This window comes from Pseudomonas spelaei, assembly GCF_009724245.1.
GTDB classification, from domain to species: Bacteria; Pseudomonadota; Gammaproteobacteria; order Pseudomonadales; family Pseudomonadaceae; genus Aquipseudomonas; species Aquipseudomonas spelaei.
Genome location: NZ_WNNK01000008.1, coordinates 16,757 through 31,736 on the forward strand (window position 1 = coordinate 16,757; position 14,980 = coordinate 31,736).

Below are 14,980 nucleotides of genomic sequence, written 5' to 3' on the forward strand. Positions count from 1 at the left end.
AATCTGGATGAGTTGTAATCCCGGATGAAAGTTCCATGACGAAAACGCTTATATATCTGTGGGATTAAAGGAACTAAGCGCTCACCACAGGCTCGAAAGGCCAGTAGATATCTTCAATAAGGAGAAACACCCCATGCGCAAGACTTTAGCTATTTCCTTGATGTTGGCCGCCGCTCTGGGCCTCGCTGCCTGCGATAAAAAATCCGAGGACAAAGCTCAGGATGCCAACCAACACGCTGAACAAGCTCAACAGAAAATGAGCGAAGCTCAGGATAAAGTGAACGAAGCTGCAAAAGAAAACGCTGATGCTGCCAAAGCCCAGCAAGAATCGAACGAAGCAGCAGTAAAAGAAGCAGCACCTGCCACACCTGCAACCGGTTCTTGAGTCTGACGACTTGACCGCTGAGGTTTAACAACCTTGTTGCAAAAGAAAGCCCGCTCAAGTAGCGGGCTTTACTTTGTCTGGCGTATTTATTCAAAGGATAACGAACACGCAAGGCTTACAAAGTCGGCTCCTTATTCAACTCAGGCAAGGGTGCCTCAGTCGGGGTATAGACCATTACGTCCAGCACATCGGAATGAAATTCCCGTCGATATAACACCAACACAACCCCAGTGCTCATCAACATGAATAACCAAGGGCTGACAAACCAGGCCAGCATGGTCATGCCGAAATAATAGGATCGCAGGCCAAAGTTGAACTGGTTGGCGGCCATCGAAATCACCCGCGCAGCCCGGGAAGCAAACGCTTTGCGCTCCTGCTCGGAGACATGCCGCTCACCGACCATCGGTGCCGACCCCACCAACACTGCCGCAAAGTTGTACTGACGCATGCACCAACTGAAGGTGAAGAACGCGTAAACAAACACCAGGGCCAGGCACAGCAACTTGATCTCCGACATACCCTGGGACGCTTGCTGCACCATGGGAATGTCTGCCAGCAACGACACCGCCCGCTCCGATGCCCCCAACACGGTGAGAATACCGGCGAGAATAATCAGGGTGCTGGAGGCGAAGAACGACGCGTTGCGCTCCAGGTTACCGATCACACTGGCATCGGCGATGCGGTTGTCCCGCAGTAGCATGCGACGCATCCAATCCTCGCGATACAGGTGCAGCACACTGGCCAGGCACGCAGTATCACGGGCTTTCCAGCTGGCATAGCGGGTGTAACCGCCCCAGCAGATGACAAACCAGAGGGCGGCGAGCAAGTGGATCAGATTGGCTTCGACGAACGACATGCGGGTCCTTTTACACGGAGGGTTTTATGACTCGGTCAATGTGGGAGCTGGCTTGCCTGCGATGGCGTCTTTTCAGTCGCTATTGTGCCAGCTGACCCACCGCTATCGCAGGCAAGCCAGCTCCCACACTGATCGGGTTCCAACATAGGAATGTCGTAATCCCTTCGACGCTAGCTCAGGGAAAAAGACACTGCGCGTCGCCCATAAAAAATGCCCCGTATCGTTTGATACGGGGCATTTCGATGTCAGCGTATGACCAAGCGCTTTAGGCGATGGCCTCGCTACGCTTGCCTAACATACGGTCGACAGCCACCGCCACGACCAGGGTCATCACCGAGGGAACGAGCCACGCCAGGCCCTGCTCGCTCAGCGGCAGGTGGGCCAACTGCGATGGCATCCAATCCGCCAGGCCTGCACCCTTCAACGCGTCAATGCAGCCAAAGATGAACGACACCAGCATCACCGGTCCCACGATCCGCCCCTGCTCCTGCCAGAAATCCTTGCAGAAACTCAGGGCCACCAGAACGATGCACGGAGGGTAGATCGCGGTCAGTACCGGGATCGAGAACGCAATCAACTTGGTCAGGCCCAGGTTGGACACCACCAGCGAGAATACCGCCAGGATCACCACCAGAGTCTTGTAGGACAACGGCAGTACGCGGCTGAAATACTCGGCGCAGGCACAGGTCAGGCCAACCGCTGTCACCAGACACGCCAAGGAAATCAGCACCGCCAGGAAGCCGCTGCCCAAGGAACCGAAGGTGTGTTGCACATAGGCATGCAACACCGCTGCGCCGTTGGCAGCACCGGCAGCCACTTCATGGCTGCCAGAACCCAGGCGGAACAGACTGACGTACACCAGCGCCAGGCCCACGCCGGCAATCAGCCCGGCGATGATCGCGTAGCGGGTGATCAGTTGCGGCGACTCAACGCCACGGGAGCGAATGGCGTTGACAATGACAATGCCGAACACCAGGGCGCCCAAGGTATCCATGGTCAGGTAACCATTGATGAAACCCTGGGAGAACGGTGCAGCCACATACTCAGGGGTAGCGACGCCCACATCACCGGCCGGCAAGGCAAACGCAGCGATGCCCAGCACCGCCAGGGCAATGATCTTCAGTGGCGCCAGGAAGCGGCCCACGGTGTCCAGCAGACGGCCCGGGTACAGGGAAATGAAGAACACCAGCAGGAAGTACACCGAGCTGTAGAGGAACAGCGCCAGCGGGCTTTCACCGGTCAGCGGTGCCAGGCCTACTTCAAAGGAGACCGTCGCGGTACGCGGAGTCGCGAACAACGGGCCTACCGCCAGGTACGCAGCCGCAGCCAGTAAACCACCGGCGATCTTGCCGATGGGGCTGCTCAGCGCGTCCATGCCGCCACCGACCTTGGCCAGCGCAACCACGGTGACCACGGGCAGGCCAACAGCGGTAATCAGGAAGCCCAGCGCCGCCATCCAGACATGAGGCCCGGACTGCAAACCGACGATCGGCGGGAAGATGATGTTACCGGCGCCCACGAACAGGGCAAAAGTCATAAAGCCCAACGCCAGGATATCCTGGCTTTTCAACACTTTCATTTGAGGAAATACCACACTACTGAATCGGAATTTAGAGAGGGCTTCCCTATGGATGAGGGAAATACTGTCAGGCCGGATGGGGACTGACCGGTCTAGCGCGCCACGACCTTGTGGGCTGCGGACGCATAAAGAGGCGGGTAGCCTAACGAATTTGCCTGACAAACGCACTGTTGCAGGGCGAACTGTCCGATAAGCGACATTTATATGTCGCGTTTTCATACTTAAATTGGCAATACATTCACAGGTGGGAGCTGGCTTGCCTGCGATAGCGATAGATCAGCCAGCACAATGGCGACTGAAAAGACGCCATCGCAGGCAAGCCAGCTCCCACATTTGACCAGAGGCATTCAAACTGTTGGGCAATCCCCAGAATGCACAAAGGCCACCCGAAGGTGGCCTTTGTGTGGGTGAAGCGTCAGCTAAGCGCGAGGCTTACTTGACGGCCCAACCGGTCAGCTCGGACAAAGCCTTGCCGATGTCTGCCAGCGAACGCACGGTTTTAACGCCTGCGTCTTCCAGGGCAGCAAACTTCTCGTCTGCAGTGCCTTTGCCGCCAGAGATGATTGCACCAGCATGGCCCATGCGCTTGCCAGCAGGGGCAGTCACACCAGCGATGTAGGAAACAACCGGCTTGGTCACGTGTGCCTTGATGTAGGCAGCCGCTTCTTCTTCAGCCGAACCGCCGATCTCACCGATCATCACGATCGCTTCGGTCTTCGGGTCTTCCTGGAACAATTTCAGGATGTCGATGAAGTTCGAGCCTGGGATCGGGTCACCGCCGATGCCGACGCAAGTCGACTGACCGAAACCGGCGTCAGTCGTCTGCTTCACAGCTTCGTAGGTCAGGGTGCCGGAACGCGAAACGATACCGACTTTACCTGGCAAGTGAATGTGACCTGGCATGATGCCGATCTTGCATTCGCCTGGAGTGATCACGCCTGGGCAGTTAGGGCCGATCAGGGTAACACCCAGCTCGTCGCACTTGACCTTCGCGTCCAGCATATCCAGGGTAGGAATGCCTTCGGTGATGCACACGATCAGCTTGATGCCGCCGAATGCTGCTTCCAGGATCGAGTCCTTGCAGAAAGGAGCTGGAACGTAGATCACGCTGGCAGTGGCACCAGTGGCAGCTACAGCATCTTTCACGGTGTTGAACACTGGCAGACCCAGGTGCTCGGTGCCGCCTTTACCAGGCGTAACGCCACCGACCATCTTGGTGCCGTATTCAATGGCTTGCTGGGTGTGGAAACTACCTTGCGAACCGGTAATACCCTGGCAGATAACTTTGGTGTCTTTATTGATCAGGACGCTCATTATTTGCCCTCCGCAGCTTTGACAACTTGTTGAGCAGCGTCGGTCAGGCTGGTAGCAGCGATGATGTTCAAACCGCTTTCTGCCAGTACTTTAGCGCCCAGCTCAGCGTTGTTGCCTTCAAGGCGAACAACAACCGGGATTTTAACGCCGACTTCTTTCACTGCACCGATGATGCCTTCGGCAATCATGTCGCAACGAACGATGCCGCCGAAGATGTTGACCAGTACTGCAGCGACGTTGGAGTCGGACAGGATGATCTTGAACGCTTCAGTAACGCGTTCTTTGGTAGCACCGCCGCCCACGTCGAGGAAGTTGGCTGGTTTGCCGCCATGCAGGTTGACGATGTCCATGGTACCCATGGCCAGGCCAGCACCGTTGACCATGCAACCGATGTTACCTTCCAGCGCTACGTAGTTCAGTTCGAACTTGGCAGCGTGCGCTTCGCGCGGATCGTCTTGCGACGGATCGTGGAAAGTCTTCAGCTTAGGCTGACGGTACATGGCGTTGGCGTCGATGTTGATCTTGGCATCAAGGCAATGCAGATCGCCGTCAGCCTTGATCACCAGCGGGTTCACTTCCAGCAGGGCCAGATCGTGATCCTGGAACAGTTTGGCCAGACCTACGAAGATCTTGGCGAACTGAGTCACTTGCTTGCCTTCCAGGCCCAGCTGGAACGCCAACTCGCGACCCTGGAATGGCTGAGCGCCAACCAGTGGATCGATAGTGGCCTTGAGAATTTTCTCAGGCGTTTCGTGAGCGATCTTCTCGATGTCCACGCCACCTTCGGTGGAAGCCATGAACACGATGCGACGGCTCGAACGGTCAACGACAGCGCCCAGGTACAGCTCTTTAGCGATATCAGTGCACGATTCAACCAGGATCTTGGTGACTGGCTGGCCATTGGCATCAGTCTGGTAAGTCACCAGACGCTTGCCCAGCCACTGCTGTGCGAAGGCCTTGGCGTCTTCTTTGCTGCGAACCAGCTTAACGCCGCCCGCTTTACCGCGACCACCAGCGTGGACCTGGGCTTTGACAACCCACTCGGTGCCACCGATTTTGTCGCAAGCTTCTGCTGCTGCTTCCGGGGTGTCTACTGCGTAACCCTTGGATACTGGCAGGCCGTATTCAGCGAACAGCTGCTTACCCTGATACTCGTGAAGATTCATGCTTATTACCGTCTTCGTTAGGTACTGCGCATTCGGCGCTGCGCTCTTTATGAGTGCCGCGCCACCTGTGACTGCTGCTTGCACAGTCAAACCACCAAAGGCGTAGGCCCTGGGCGGTGAAACTGCGCAAGACTGCGTCCAGCGGATATTCCGCGGTGAGTCTTGCGCACAAGGCTCACGACGGGCAACCGCCGTGGTTTCTTATTATCTCGCTTAGCGCTTTTTCTTGTTGGCGATGTGGATGGCATGGCCATTCACTGCCAACGCGGCTTCGTGCAGCGCTTCGGACAGCGTCGGATGGGAGAAGACCATCATGCCGATGTCCTCGGCACTGGTGCCGAACTCCATACCGATTGCGCCCTGCTGAACCAGTTCTGCGGCGCCTGGGCCAATCACGTGGACGCCCAATACGCGGTCAGTCTTGGCATCAGCGATGACTTTGACAAAACCACCGGTGTCGTTGGCTGCCATGGCACGGCCGGAAGCAGCAAACGGGAAGGTGCCGACGTTAACGTCAACGCCTTCAGCTTTCAACTGCTGTTCGTTCTTGCCGACCCATGCGATTTCCGGGTGGGTGTAGATGACCGATGGGATCAGGTCGTAGTTCATCTGGGTCTTGTGACCCTTGATGCGCTCGACAACCATGATGCCTTCTTCGGAAGCCTTGTGCGCCAGCATCATGCCGCGAACCACGTCGCCAATGGCGTAGACGCCCGGCACGGTAGTCGCGCAATGATCGTCAACGTGCACGAAACCGCGCTCGTCGAGGTTCACGCCGCTGTCGGAAGCCAACAGATCAGTGGTCACCGGACGGCGACCAACGGCTACGATCAGCTTGTCGAAAGTGATGGTCTGTTCGCCATCCTTGTCGGTGTAGGTCACGACGACTTCTTCGCCATTGACCTTGGAACCGGTTACGCGAGCACCCAGCTTGATGTCCAGACCTTGTTTGGTCAGGGTCTTCAGCGCTTCTTTGGACACCGCGGTGTCGGCAGCCAGCAGGAACGTGTCCAGGGCTTCCAGCACAGTCACTTGAGCGCCCAGACGGGACCACACCGAACCCAGTTCCAGACCGATCACGCCAGCGCCGATCACGCCCAGACGTTTTGGAACCGATTGGAATTCCAGGGCACCGGTGGAATCAACGATAACGTTGTTGTCCACTGGAGCCGGTGGAATGTCGATTGGACGCGAACCTGGAGCCAGGATCACGTTCTCGGCTTCGATGATCTCTACCGAACCGTCAGGCTTGGTGATTTCAACTTTCTTGCCGGCCAGCAGTTTGCCGTGACCTTGCAGGGAAGTGACGCCATTGGCCTTGAACAGGGTGGCAACGCCGGAGGTCAGACCTTTGACGATGTTGGCCTTGCGGCCGACCATTGCTGGCACGTCCATGGTCACGCCAGCGTGGTTGATGCCGTGGATGGCAAAACCGTCCTGGGCTTCGTGGAATTTCCAGGAGCTGTCCAGCAGCGCCTTGGAAGGAATGCAGCCAACGTTCAGGCAAGTACCGCCCAACGCCAGTTTGCCTTCCTTGTCAGTGTATTTTTCGATGCAAGCAGTCGAGAGGCCCAGTTGTGCGGCCTTGATGGCGGCAACGTAGCCGCCAGGGCCTGCACCAATCACTACAACGTCAAATTTCTGCGACATGAAAAAAAATCCTCTTTAGCAAAAAGCTTCAAGCCGTGAGCCGCACTCCGGACTGCCTTGCAGCAACCCGGAAAGTACGGCTCACCGCCGCTTTATCAGATATCCAGCAGCAGACGAGCCGGGTCTTCCAGCAGGTTCTTGATGGTCACCAGGAAAGTCACGGCTTCTTTACCATCGATCAGGCGGTGATCGTAGGACAGCGCCAGGTACATCATCGGACGGATGACCACTTGACCGTTGATCGCCATAGGACGCTGCAGAATGTTGTGCATGCCCAGGATCGCGGCTTGTGGCGGGTTGACGATCGGGGTCGACATCATCGAACCGAAAGTACCACCGTTGGTGATGGTGAAGGTACCACCGGTCATCTCATCGATGGTCAGCTTGCCGTCACGGGCTTTCTTGCCGAAGTTGGCGATGCCACCCTCGATTTCAGCCAGGCTCATCAGCTCAGCGTTACGCAGAACCGGTACCACCAGGCCACGGTCGCTGGACACGGCAACGCCGACGTCTGCATAACCGTGGTACACGATGTCGCTGCCGTCGATGGAAGCGTTGACTGCCGGGAAGCGTTTCAGCGCTTCGGTGGCCGCTTTCACGAAGAACGACATGAAGCCCAGGCGTACGCCGTTGTGGGACTTCTCGAACAGGTCCTTGTACTTCGAACGCAGGGCCATGACTTCGGTCATGTCAACTTCGTTGAAGGTGGTCAGCATCGCCATGTTCGACTGTGCTTCAACCAGACGCTTGGCCACGGTGGCGCGAACGCGGGTCATCGGTACGCGCTTCTCGGTGCGGTCGCCAACAGCGAACACAGGAGCAGCGGCAGCCGGGGCAGCAGCCTTGGCAGGTGCGGCGGCCGGAGCGGCTTTCTTGGCCTCAACAGCAGCCACCACGTCTTCCTTGGTCACACGGCCGTCTTTGCCGGTGCCTTTGACGGAAGCCAGGTTGATACCGTTTTCTTCGGCCAGCTTGCGAGCAGCAGGCGCGGCGATAGCATCTTCGTCGGCAGCAGCCGGAGCGGCGGCTGGAGCAGAAGCAGCAGCCGGTGCAGCAGCGGCGGCTGGAGCAGCGGCAGCAGCACCGCCCTCTTCGATCGAGCCCAGTACCTGGTTGGACAGGACGGTAGCGCCCTCTTCAGCAACGATTGCGCCCAGCACGCCATCGGCTTCGGCCAACACTTCGAGTACGACTTTGTCGGTCTCGATGTCGACGATCAGGTCGTCACGCTTGACGGCCTCGCCTGGTTTCTTGTGCCAGGTGGCAACGGTGCCATCGGCAACCGATTCCGGGAATGAGGGGGCTTTGATTTCGATAGCCATTGTCTGTAGGTCCTTAAAATTCGGTTTCAGTCAGCGCGAAGGCGTTAAACAGTGAAAGCATCTTTCAGCAGTTTTTCCTGCTGTTCGGCGTGCATCGATGCATAACCACAAGCAGGTGCAGCAGAGGCGTCACGGCCCGCGTACTCAAGTACGAGAGACTTGTTGTGACCACCCACGATGCGGCGCATGTGATGCTGGCTGCAGTACCAGGCACCCTGGTTCATCGGCTCTTCCTGACACCAAACGATGTGTTTGAGGTTGGAATAAGGCGCCAGGACTTCAATCAAGTCGTCCTCAGGGAATGGGTACAGCTGCTCAAGACGCACGATGGCGATGTCGTCACGACCTTCGGCACGGCGTTTTTCCAGCAGGTCGTAGTAGACCTTGCCGCTACACAGCACGAGACGGGTGACCTTTTTCGGGTCAAGCGCATCGATTTCCGGAATAACGGTCTGGAACGAACCTTCAGCCAGATCTTCCAGGGTCGAGATGGCCAATTTGTGACGCAACAGCGATTTCGGAGTCAGGACTACCAGTGGCTTGCGCAGGGGACGAATCACCTGGCGACGCAGCAAGTGGTAGATCTGGGCCGGGGTAGTCGGCACGCACACCTGAATGTTGTGCTCGGCGCACAGCTGCAGGTAACGCTCCAGACGGGCCGAGGAGTGCTCCGGACCCTGACCTTCATAACCGTGAGGCAGCAACATGGTCAGACCGCACAGACGGCCCCACTTGTGCTCACCGCTGGTGATGAACTGGTCGATAACCACCTGCGCACCGTTGGCGAAGTCGCCGAACTGGGCTTCCCAGATCACCAGCGCCTCAGGCGTGGTGGTCGAGTAACCGTATTCGAACGCCAGTACGGCTTCTTCGGACAGGAACGAATCGTACAGGTCGAAACGTGGCTGGCCCTTGTACAGGTGTTGCAGCGGGATGTAGGTGCCCGCGTCTTTCTGGTTGTGCAATACCGCGTGACGGTGCGAGAACGTACCACGGCCAATGTCCTGGCCGGTCATGCGGATCGGGTGACCTTCGAACGCCAGGGTCGCGTATGCCATGGTTTCGGCATAACCCCAGTTGATCGGCAGGCCGCCGGCTTGCATTTTCTGACGGTCTTCGTAGATCTTCGCAACCTGGCGCTGCACCACGAAACCGTCTGGAATTTCCAGCAGCTTGGCGGACAGTTCCTGCAGGGTCTTCAGATCAAACGTGGTGTCGTGACGCGCAGTCCAGGCGTGGCCCAGGTACGGACGCCAGTCAACGAACAGTTCTTTGTTCGGTTCCTTGACCAGGCTTTTCACTACATGCAGACCGTTGTCCAGCGCGTTACGGTATTCGTCGATCTTCGCTTGAACGCGAGCGTCGTCCACCACACCGGCCTTGGTCAGGCTTTCGGCGTACAGCTCACGGGTAGTGCGCTGCTTGGTGATCTGCTGGTACATCAACGGTTGGGTGCCGCTAGGCTCATCCGCTTCGTTGTGACCGCGACGACGGTAGCAAACCAGGTCGATTACCACATCACGCTTGAACTGCATGCGGTAGTCGATAGCCAGTTGGGTCACGAACAATACGGCTTCCGGATCATCACCATTCACATGGAGGATCGGCGCCTGGATCATTTTAGCGACGTCAGTTGCGTACTCGGTCGAACGCGAGTCTTCCGGGTTGCTGATGGTGAAGCCAACCTGGTTGTTGATGACGATGTGAACCGTACCGCCGGTCTTGAAGCCGCGGGTCTGCGACATCTGGAAGGTTTCCATGACCACGCCTTGACCGGCAAATGCCGCGTCACCGTGGATGGAAATCGGCAGCACTTTTTCACCGGTCAGATCGTTACGACGATCCTGACGGGCACGCACCGAACCCTCGACCACTGGAGAAACGATTTCCAGGTGGGACGGGTTGAACGCCATGGCCAGGTGGACTTCGCCGCCTGTGGTCATCACGTTGGACGAAAAGCCCTGGTGGTATTTAACGTCACCGGAACCCAGTTCGACCTTTTTCTTGCCTTCGAACTCGTCGAACAGGTCGCGCGGGTTCTTGCCGAAGGTGTTGACCAGTACGTTCAGACGACCACGGTGGGCCATGCCGATGACGATTTCCTTGGTGCCGTAGGAACCGGAACGCTGGATCAGCTCGTCGAGCATTGGAATCAGGCTCTCGCCGCCTTCCAGACCGAAACGCTTGGTGCCCGGGTATTTGGTACCCAGGTATTTTTCCAGGCCTTCCGCTGCGGTCACGCGTTCGAGCAAGTGGCTGCGCACATCGGCAGACAATACCGGACGGCCACGCACGCCTTCCAGGCGATGCTGGAACCAGTGGCGCTGCTCGGAATCGGTGATATGCGTAAATTCAGCGCCGATGGTGCGGCAATATGTCTGCTGCAACACTTCGTGAATTTCGCGTAGGCTCGCTTCCTCTTTGCCGATGAACAGGTCGCCGGCACGGAAGGTCGTATCAAGATCGGCATTGGTCAAGCCGTAATGATTGATCGACAGGTCTGCAGGTGCAGGACGCTGCCACAGCCCCAGCGGGTCAAGCTGGGCTGCCTGGTGGCCACGCATACGGTAGGCCTGGATCAGTCGCAGTACTTCAACTTGCTTCTTCTCGTGCTCACTGCTCACGCTCCCGGCGGAAACCGGTTGGGCGCGGCGCTGGTTCTTTGCCAGCAGCACGAACTGATCGCGAATCGTAGCGTGCGATACATCGGTGGCAGCGTTGCCGTCAGAGGGCAACGTCTGAAATTTGGTGCGCCATTCTTCTGGCACAGCGTTAGGGTCGTGCAGGTAGAGCTCATAAAGCTCTTCCACATAGGCAGCGTTACCACCTGAAAGATAGCCGCTGTTCCACATGCGCTGCATCACGCTTTCTTGCATGCTTGGTCACCCTCGGTTAGGGGACACCACCGGCGAAGACACCGAGTCTGCTTGCAAAGTCCGAGTGCAGCGACCAAAACAAGCCACTTAGGATCACGCTGATAGTCCGGGTACCAACCCGGATGCCCCTGCTTGTCTCATTTCTTCAAAATAAGAGCTGCGGCTTTGTAAGTCGCTGCTCAGGTTAAAACTACGGCGCCGGTTGAAGCCTGCGCCGCAGCATCTACGGGCACAACGGTCCTGCTTTGCTACAACGTCAGTTACACGCCGCTTTGCAGCAGCATGCTACGTACGTGACCAATGGCCTTAGTCGGGTTCAGGCCTTTAGGACATACGTTGACGCAGTTCATGATCCCGCGGCAGCGGAATACGCTGAACGGGTCATCCAGTGAAGCCAGACGCTCGGCAGTCTTGGTGTCACGGCTGTCTGCCAGGAAGCGGTACGCTTGCAGCAGGGCAGCTGGACCCAGGAACTTGTCCGGGTTCCACCAGAAGGACGGGCAGGAAGTCGAGCAGCAAGCGCACAGGATGCACTCGTACAGACCGTCGAGCTTTTCGCGTTCTTCCGGGGTCTGCAGACGTTCGATGGCCGGAGCCGGCGTGTCGTTCTGCAGGAATGGCTTAACCTTCTCGTATTGCTTGTAGAAGATGCTCATATCGACGACCAGGTCACGGATAACCGGCAAACCTGGCAGCGGACGAACGATCAGCTTGTTGCCCTTGACCACGGCGGACAGCGGCGTGATGCACGCCAGGCCGTTTTTGCCGTTGATGTTCATGCCGTCGGAACCGCAGACACCTTCACGGCAAGAGCGACGATAGGAAAAACCTTCGTCCTGCTCTTTGACCAAGGCCAGCACGTCCAGGACCATCAGGTCTTTACCACCGGTATTGACCTGGAATTCCTGCATGAACGGCGCGGCGTCCTGATCAGGGTTGTAGCGATAAACACTGACTTTCAACATATCGGCCACCCTTAATAAGTCCGAATCATTGGTTCAAAGGTCGGGACTGTTTTTGGCGAGAAGTTCACGGCACGCTTGGCCACGCGCTTGTCACCAGGGAAGTACAGGGTGTGGCACAGCCAGTTAACGTCGTCGCGCTCTTCGAAGTCTTCACGGGCGTGGGCGCCGCGGGACTCTTTGCGAACTTCTGCGGCGATGGCAGTTGCTTCGGCCACTTCCAGCAGGTTTTGCAGCTCAAGGGCTTCGATACGAGCGGTGTTGAACGCCTGGCTCTTATCGTTGATCTTGACGTTGGCAATGCGCTTACGCAGGTCAGCCAGCTGGGCGATACCTTTCTGCATGTATTCGCCGGTACGGAACACACCGAAGTAGTTCTGCATGCAGCTTTGCAGTTCTTTGCGCAGGGAAGCAACGTCTTCGCCGTCGGTACGCGAGTTCAGGCCATCCAGACGTGCCAGGGCAGCGTCGATGTCGGACTGGCGTGGACGGGCGTAATCAACGCCTTCCTTCAGGGTCTGCTCCAGGAACAGGCCGGCGGCACGACCGAATACCACCAGGTCGAGCAGCGAGTTGCCGCCCAGACGGTTGGCACCGTGAACCGATACGCACGCCACTTCACCTACCGCGAACAGACCTGGGATGATCTGGTCAACGCCTTCGGCGTCCTGGGTGATCGCCTGGCCATGAATGTTGGTGGCAACGCCGCCCATCATATAGTGGCAGGTTGGAACAACCGGAATCGGCGCAACAGCCGGGTCAACGTGAGCAAACGTCTTGGACAGCTCCATGATGCCTGGCAGACGGCTGTGCAGCACTTCTTCACCGAGGTGATCGAGCTTCAGCATCACGTGGTCGCCATCAGGACCACAGCCGTTACCGGCGATGATCTCTTTAACCATGGAACGGGCCACAACATCACGACCGGCAAGGTCTTTGGCGTTCGGAGCATAACGCTCCATGAAACGCTCGCCGTTCTTGTTGATCAGGTAACCACCTTCACCACGGCAACCTTCGGTGACCAGTACACCAGCGCCGGCGATGCCGGTCGGGTGGAACTGCCACATTTCGATGTCTTGTACCGGAACGCCTGCACGCAGGGCCATGCCGATACCGTCACCGGTGTTGATCAAGGCGTTGGTGGTGGACGAGTAGATACGGCCTGCACCGCCGGTCGCCAACACAGTGGCGTTGGCACGTACATAGGAGGTTTCGCCGGTTTCGATACAGATGACGATCATGCCGACAAAGGCGCCGTCTTCGTTCTTGACCAGGTCAACACCGTAGTATTCGTTGAGGAATACGGTACCGGCCTTGAGGTTGGCCTGGTACAGGGTGTGCAGCAGCGCGTGACCGGTACGGTCGGCTGCAGCGCAGGTACGAGCGGCCTGGCCGCCCTTACCGAAGTCTTTCGACTGACCGCCGAACGGACGCTGGTAGATGCGGCCCTGTTCGGTACGGGAGAACGGCAGACCCATGTGTTCCAGCTCGAAGACCGCTTCCGGACCTACGGAGCACATGTATTCGATAGCGTCCTGGTCACCGATATAGTCGGAACCCTTGACGGTATCGTACATGTGCCAGCGCCAGTCATCGTTTGGATCGGCGGAGGCGATGGCGCAAGTGATGCCACCCTGGGCCGAAACGGTGTGGGAACGGGTCGGGAACACCTTGGTGATCACGGCAGTCTTGTGACCGCCCTGGGCCAGTTGCAGCGCAGCGCGCATGCCGGCACCGCCGCCGCCAATGATGATGGCGTCGAATGAAAGCGTATTAACTGTGTTAGCCATGAATCAGATACCCCAAAGAATCTGCACACCCCAGACGAAGTAAGCGAACATCGCGACGCCGCATACTGCCTGGAAGAGAAAACGTACGGCAGTCGCGGACTTGCCCAGCGCCATCGGCGTCAGGTAGTCGGTCGCGATGGTCCACATGCCAACCCAGGCGTGAGCGCCCAGGGCTACAAGGGCCAGCAGACTGAAGATACGCATCCCGTTGTGAGCGAACAGGCCGTGCCATTGGGCGTAGCCAATGCCAGGGTTCGCAGCGAGGTACCCGATCAGGAAAATGAAATAAGCCGCGAGAACAACCGCAGACACACGTTGCGCCATCCAGTCATAGAGGCCCGAACGCGACAGGTTCGTAACGCTGGTTACCATATCCAAACTCCCGCCAGAACGATCAACACCACGGAAATGGCGATGACGATTTTCGAGCCCAGCTTGCCGCCTTCCAGCGTCTCACCGATACCCATGTCCATGATCAAGTGGCGAATACCGGCCACCAGGTGATACAGCAGAGCGGACAGGAGGCCCCACGCCACGAACTTGGCCAGCGGACTGGTCAGACATGCCTTCACCTCGGCGTAGCCTTCTTCCGAACCCAGGGATTTGCTCAATGCATAAAGCATGATGCCCAGGCCAAGAAACAGGATGATGCCGGAAACACGGTGCAGGAATGACGTTACGCCGGTGATGGGGAGTTTGATGGTCCTTAGGTCTAGGTTTACAGGTCGTTGGCTATTCACGGCTTTTTTTCACACTGAAGAGCCCCTAACAATCAGGGCAAAGTTGTTGGGGAGTGCACTGGTCAGGTAAGCACCACCCAGGGAGTGCGACCCCCAATGAAAGCAAGCCCAAAAGCCCTTGGCGGTCGGTGGCCGAGTATAGACAGTTAGGCAACTAATGACAACGCGCGCTCCTCACCCTAATAGCTGATTGCGCTGGCGGGATAAAAGGCGTAAATGGCAGGCAATTTCGAGGAAAAAGTACGGTTAAAGCCTTCTGGAGCAAGACTTTAGGCAAATTGACATCTGAATTTATCTCACTATAGTGGTGCGGGCCCTGCGTGGGGGGTCTGTCTGATGA

Annotated in this window: 12 protein-coding genes; 1 reads left to right on the top strand and 11 read right to left on the bottom strand. The window is 57.6% G+C overall.

Annotation, left to right across the window (positions count from 1 at the left end):
- Positions 1-133 precede the first annotated feature (133 nt).
- Positions 134-385, top strand: coding sequence for a hypothetical protein (locus tag GNF76_RS11190; protein ID WP_155583227.1), 252 nt, complete (start codon positions 134-136; stop codon positions 383-385).
- A gap of 115 nt (positions 386-500) precedes the next feature.
- Here the strand turns inward: GNF76_RS11190 and GNF76_RS11195 are convergent, their stop codons facing one another.
- The 11 genes from GNF76_RS11195 to sdhC form a co-directional block, all read right to left on the bottom strand.
- Positions 501-1,241 (bottom strand): DUF599 domain-containing protein, encoded by a 741-nt coding sequence (locus GNF76_RS11195; protein WP_155583228.1) that lies wholly within the window; start codon positions 1,239-1,241, stop codon positions 501-503.
- Positions 1,242-1,506: 265 nt separating this feature from the next.
- Complete coding sequence (gene brnQ, locus GNF76_RS11200; protein ID WP_155583229.1) at positions 1,507-2,820, bottom strand: branched-chain amino acid transport system II carrier protein; 1,314 nt, start codon at positions 2,818-2,820, stop codon at positions 1,507-1,509.
- 432 nt (positions 2,821-3,252) lie between these two features.
- Positions 3,253-4,134, bottom strand: a complete 882-nt coding sequence (gene sucD, locus GNF76_RS11205) for a succinate--CoA ligase subunit alpha (protein WP_010166265.1) — start codon at positions 4,132-4,134, stop codon at positions 3,253-3,255.
- The gene (gene sucC / locus GNF76_RS11210; RefSeq protein WP_155583230.1) at positions 4,134-5,300 is read right to left on the bottom strand and encodes an ADP-forming succinate--CoA ligase subunit beta; all 1,167 of its coding nucleotides are present in this window, start codon (positions 5,298-5,300) and stop codon (positions 4,134-4,136) included. The genes sucD and sucC overlap by 1 nt, the downstream gene beginning before the upstream one ends.
- 213 nt (positions 5,301-5,513) lie before the next feature.
- Complete coding sequence (gene lpdA, locus GNF76_RS11215) at positions 5,514-6,950, bottom strand: dihydrolipoyl dehydrogenase (RefSeq protein WP_155583231.1); 1,437 nt, start codon at positions 6,948-6,950, stop codon at positions 5,514-5,516.
- Positions 6,951-7,045: 95 nt separating this feature from the next.
- Positions 7,046-8,272, bottom strand: coding sequence for a 2-oxoglutarate dehydrogenase complex dihydrolipoyllysine-residue succinyltransferase (odhB, locus tag GNF76_RS11220; RefSeq protein ID WP_155583232.1), 1,227 nt, complete (start codon positions 8,270-8,272; stop codon positions 7,046-7,048).
- Positions 8,273-8,316: 44 nt separating this feature from the next.
- Positions 8,317-11,148 (bottom strand): 2-oxoglutarate dehydrogenase E1 component, encoded by a 2,832-nt coding sequence (locus GNF76_RS11225; protein ID WP_155583233.1) that lies wholly within the window; start codon positions 11,146-11,148, stop codon positions 8,317-8,319.
- 260 nt (positions 11,149-11,408) lie between these two features.
- Positions 11,409-12,113, bottom strand: coding sequence for a succinate dehydrogenase iron-sulfur subunit (locus tag GNF76_RS11230; protein WP_155583234.1), 705 nt, complete (start codon positions 12,111-12,113; stop codon positions 11,409-11,411).
- 11 nt (positions 12,114-12,124) lie between these two features.
- Positions 12,125-13,900 carry a succinate dehydrogenase flavoprotein subunit gene (gene sdhA / locus GNF76_RS11235; RefSeq protein WP_155583235.1) on the bottom strand — a complete coding sequence of 592 codons (1,776 nt, stop codon included), beginning with the start codon at positions 13,898-13,900 and terminating at the stop codon, positions 12,125-12,127.
- 3 nt (positions 13,901-13,903) lie between these two features.
- Complete coding sequence (gene sdhD, locus GNF76_RS11240) at positions 13,904-14,272, bottom strand: succinate dehydrogenase, hydrophobic membrane anchor protein (RefSeq protein ID WP_003210573.1); 369 nt, start codon at positions 14,270-14,272, stop codon at positions 13,904-13,906.
- On the bottom strand, positions 14,266-14,640 hold the full coding sequence (gene sdhC, locus GNF76_RS11245) for a succinate dehydrogenase, cytochrome b556 subunit (RefSeq protein ID WP_008433998.1): 375 nt from the start codon (positions 14,638-14,640) through the stop codon (positions 14,266-14,268). The genes sdhD and sdhC overlap by 7 nt, the downstream gene beginning before the upstream one ends.
- Positions 14,641-14,980 lie beyond the last annotated feature (340 nt).